The organism is Streptomyces sp. NPDC004647 (assembly GCF_040609575.1).
In the GTDB taxonomy this organism is placed as follows: domain Bacteria; phylum Actinomycetota; class Actinomycetes; order Streptomycetales; family Streptomycetaceae; genus Streptomyces.
The window spans coordinates 1,883-5,179 of the sequence record NZ_JBEXKU010000162.1 but is presented as its reverse complement, the minus strand read 5'-3'; the positions used below and the strand labels follow the sequence as shown (position 1 = coordinate 5,179).

Genomic DNA, 3,297 nt, shown 5'->3' with positions numbered 1-3,297 from the left:
ACACAGTGGACGCGAGCAACTGAGGACAAGCCCTCGGCCTATTAGTACCAGTCAGCTCCAGCAGTTACCTGCCTTCCACACCTGGCCTATCAACCCAGTCGTCTACTGGGAGCCTTAACCCCTCAACGGGGGTGGGAGTCCTCATCTCGAAGCAGGCTTCCCGCTTAGATGCTTTCAGCGGTTATCCCTCCCGAACGTAGCCAACCAGCCATGCCCTTGGCAGGACAACTGGCACACCAGAGGTTCGTCCGTCCCGGTCCTCTCGTACTAGGGACAGCCCTTCTCAAGACTCCTACGCGCACAGCGGATAGGGACCGAACTGTCTCACGACGTTCTAAACCCAGCTCGCGTACCGCTTTAATGGGCGAACAGCCCAACCCTTGGGACCGACTCCAGCCCCAGGATGCGACGAGCCGACATCGAGGTGCCAAACCATCCCGTCGATATGGACTCTTGGGGAAGATCAGCCTGTTATCCCCGGGGTACCTTTTATCCGTTGAGCGACGGCGCTTCCACAAGCCACCGCCGGATCACTAGTCCCGACTTTCGTCCCTGCTCGACCCGTCGGTCTCACAGTCAAGCTCCCTTGTGCACTTACACTCAACACCTGATTGCCAACCAGGCTGAGGGAACCTTTGGGCGCCTCCGTTACTCTTTAGGAGGCAACCGCCCCAGTTAAACTACCCACCAGACACTGTCCCTGATCCGGATCACGGACCCAGGTTAGACATCCAGCACGACCAGAGTGGTATTTCAACGATGACTCCACACACACTGGCGTGCATGCTTCACAGTCTCCCACCTATCCTACACAAGCCGAACCGAACACCAATATCAAGCTGTAGTAAAGGTCCCGGGGTCTTTCCGTCCTGCTGCGCGAAACGAGCATCTTTACTCGTAGTGCAATTTCACCGGGCCTATGGTTGAGACAGTCGAGAAGTCGTTACGCCATTCGTGCAGGTCGGAACTTACCCGACAAGGAATTTCGCTACCTTAGGATGGTTATAGTTACCACCGCCGTTTACTGGCGCTTAAGTTCTCAGCTTCGCCCTGCCGAAGCAGGACTAACCGGTCCCCTTAACGTTCCAGCACCGGGCAGGCGTCAGTCCGTATACATCGCCTTACGGCTTCGCACGGACCTGTGTTTTTAGTAAACAGTCGCTTCTCGCTGGTCTCTGCGGCCACCACCAGCTCACCGAGTAAAATCGGATCACCAGCAATGGCCCCCCTTCTCCCGAAGTTACGGGGGCATTTTGCCGAGTTCCTTAACCATAGTTCACCCGAACGCCTCGGTATTCTCTACCTGACCACCTGAGTCGGTTTAGGGTACGGGCCGCCATGAAACTCGCTAGAGGCTTTTCTCGACAGCATAGGATCATCCACTTCGCCACAATCGGCTCGGCATCAGGTCTCAGACTTATATGCCAGACGGATTTACCTACCTGGCGTCCTACACCCTTACCCCGGGACTACCACCGCCCGGGCTGGACTACCTTCCTGCGTCACCCCATCACTCACCTACTACTGGATTGGTCCGGCGGCTCCACCACTCCCCCTCGTCCCGAAGGACTCAAGGGCGGCTTCACGGCCTCAGCATCACCAGATTCAGCGTTGACGCTTCACAGCGGGTACCGGAATATCAACCGGTTGTCCATCGACTACGCCTGTCGGCCTCGCCTTAGGTCCCGACTTACCCTGGGCAGATCAGCTTGACCCAGGAACCCTTAGTCAATCGGCGCACACGTTTCCCACGTGTGTATCGCTACTCATGCCTGCATTCTCACTCGTGAACCGTCCACAACTCGCTTCCGCGGCTGCTTCACCCGGCACACGACGCTCCCCTACCCATCCCAGCCCCCGTTGGGGGTACATGCTGGAATGACACGACTTCGGCGGTACGCTTGAGCCCCGCTACATTGTCGGCGCGGAATCACTTGACCAGTGAGCTATTACGCACTCTTTCAAGGATGGCTGCTTCTAAGCCAACCTCCTGGTTGTCTCTGCGACTCCACATCCTTTCCCACTTAGCGTACGCTTAGGGGCCTTAGTCGATGCTCTGGGCTGTTTCCCTCTCGACCATGGAGCTTATCCCCCACAGTCTCACTGCCGCGCTCTCACTTACCGGCATTCGGAGTTTGGCTAAGGTCAGTAACCCGGTAGGGCCCATCGCCTATCCAGTGCTCTACCTCCGGCAAGAAACACACGACGCTGCACCTAAATGCATTTCGGGGAGAACCAGCTATCACGGAGTTTGATTGGCCTTTCACCCCTAACCACAGGTCATCCCCCAGGTTTTCAACCCTGGTGGGTTCGGGCCTCCACGACCTCTTACAGCCGCTTCACCCTGCCCATGGCTAGATCACTCCGCTTCGGGTCTTGAGCGCGCTACTGAACGCCCTATTCGGACTCGCTTTCGCTACGGCTCCCCCACACGGGTTAACCTCGCAACACACCGCAAACTCGCAGGCTCATTCTTCAAAAGGCACGCAGTCACGACCGCATGTGCAAGCACACACGGCGACGCTCCCACGGCTTGTAGGCACACGGTTTCAGGTACTATTTCACTCCGCTCCCGCGGTACTTTTCACCATTCCCTCACGGTACTATCCGCTATCGGTCACCAGGGAATATTTAGGCTTAGCGGGTGGTCCCGCCAGATTCACACGGGATTTCTCGGGCCCCGTGCTACTTGGGTGGTTTCCAAGAGAGCCGTACAGATTTCAGCTACGGGGGTCTTACCCTCTACGCCGGGCCTTTCGCATGCCCTTCGCCTATCCATACGGTTTCTCACTCTCCGACCGGCCGGCAGACCGATCAAGAAAACTCCCACAACCCCAACCACGCAACCCCTGCCGGGTATCACACGTGACTGGTTTAGCCTCATCCAGTTTCGCTCGCCACTACTCCCGGAATCACTATTGTTTTCTCTTCCTGCGGGTACTGAGATGTTTCACTTCCCCGCGTTCCCTCCACATACCCTATGTGTTCAGGTATGGGTGACAGCCCATGACGACTGCCGGGTTTCCCCATTCGGACACCCCCGGATCAAAGCTCGGTTGACAGCTCCCCGGGGCCTATCGCGGCCTCCCACGTCCTTCATCGGTTCCTGGTACCAAGGCATCCACCGTGCGCCCTTAAAAACTTGGCCACAGATGCTCGCGTCCACTGTGCAGTTCTCAAGCAACGACCAGCCACCCACCACCCCACCCATCACAGGCGAGTTCACCGGGGCCGGCGTCGAAGGCAAAACGAGCAACAGCCCGTGCCCTCAGACACCCAACAGCGCGCCCGACACCC

Annotated in this window: 1 rRNA gene; it reads right to left on the bottom strand. The window is 57.7% G+C overall.

Features of this window, described 5'->3' with window-relative positions:
• Positions 1 to 21 precede the first annotated feature (21 nt).
• Positions 22 to 3,148 (bottom strand): 23S ribosomal RNA (locus ABZW18_RS34090).
• Between the last annotated feature and the right edge of the window lie 149 nt (positions 3,149 to 3,297).